Origin of the sequence: Vreelandella olivaria (assembly GCF_023507745.1) — a bacterium.
GTDB lineage: Bacteria > Pseudomonadota > Gammaproteobacteria > Pseudomonadales > Halomonadaceae > Vreelandella > Vreelandella olivaria_A.
In genome coordinates this window covers 1-1,468 of the sequence record NZ_JALPZO010000179.1, presented here as the reverse complement: position 1 = coordinate 1,468, position 1,468 = coordinate 1, and the positions used below count along the sequence as shown (strand labels likewise).

General features: G+C 57.8%; 1 protein-coding gene. It reads left to right on the top strand.

Annotation, left to right across the window (positions count from 1 at the left end; genetic code table 11):
- Nucleotides 1-1,468, top strand: a 1,468-nt coding sequence (locus HP566_RS20875) for a filamentous hemagglutinin N-terminal domain-containing protein (RefSeq protein ID WP_249979226.1), incomplete at both ends; no start/stop codon positions are given.

The following is a 1,468-nucleotide window of genomic DNA, read 5'->3' as shown; positions in this document are numbered from 1 at the left end:
CTACTCATCACTCCCAATGCGTATGCCGAGCTACCCAGTGGCGGTACGGTCGTCGCGGGTGATGCTGCCTTAAGCCAACACAACCATACGCTCACCATCGACCAATCCAGTCAAAACGCTGCAATCAACTGGGAGCATTTCTCAATCGGCGAGCACCACCGTGTTCATTTTAACCAACCCAATGCAGATGCCGCCGCCCTTAACCGGGTAACAGGCAGTGAAGTGTCCAATATCCGCGGCTCGCTCAGCGCCAATGGCCGGGTATTTCTGGTTAACCCCAACGGCATACATTTCTCTTCGACGGCGCGGGTGGATGTGGGGGCTCTGGTCGCCTCGACCCTGGATATTTCCACCGAAGATTTCATGGCCGGCAACTATACCTTCGAGGGTGGCAGCGGTAACGCGGTCATCAACGCCGGTAATATCACCAGCGTTGCCGGGGGCCATGTGGCGATGATCGCCGCCGAGATCATCAACACGGGCAGCATCGAAACACCCCAAGGTAGCACCCTGATGGGCGCGGGTAGCCGCGTCACCCTTGACCTGGGCGGCCCGGTCAAGATTGAAGTGGAAGAAGCGCGCCTGGCCACCCACATAGAACAGGGCGGTGCTATTCGCGCCGACGGCGGCCTGGTTTACCTCACCACCCAGGCCGCCAACGACCTTACCGCCAGCGTCATTAACCATACGGGCATTACCCAAGCCAGAACGCTGGCCACGGGCGAGAACGGCCACATCATGCTAATGGGCGACATGCAGTCAGGCCATGTCGAAGTAGCAGGCACCCTCGACGCCAGCGCCCCGCATGGCGGCGATGGCGGCTTTATCGAAACCAGCGCCGCCCGCGTAAGCATTACCGACGACGTACACATCACCACCCGTGCGGATAATGGCACCACCGGCACCTGGCTCATCGACCCAAACGACTACACCATTGCCGCTGAAGGTGGCGATATTACAGGCACAACGCTTTCTGACCAGCTAGGAAATACTGATATCCGAATTGAAAGCGTTCAGGGGGCTAATGAAGGCAATGGCGATATTTTCGTCAACGATGAGGTGCACTGGCAAAGCGGCAACCAACTGACTCTAAGCGCAGATCGCAACATCGAGATCAACCGCACCATAGAAGCATCCCAGGGGGATGGCGGTAAGCTGGCGCTGGAAATCGGGCAAGGCAGCAGCGATGGTGTGATCAACGGCGTTCACGCCGATTATCGAATCAGCGCCCCGGTTAACCTGCAGGCGGGCAATAATTTTTCCGTCAAAACCGGCAGTCATGGCAGCGCTACTGAGTACACGGTGATTACGGAACTTGGCACCTCCAACAGCGTAACCGGGCAAGACCTGCAGGGCATCAATGGCAACCTGAGTGGCCACTATGCTCTGGGTGCCCACATCGATGCTACCGCTACGGCCAATTGGAATAATGGCGAGGGATTCAATCCTATCGGCTCTTGGACGAGTC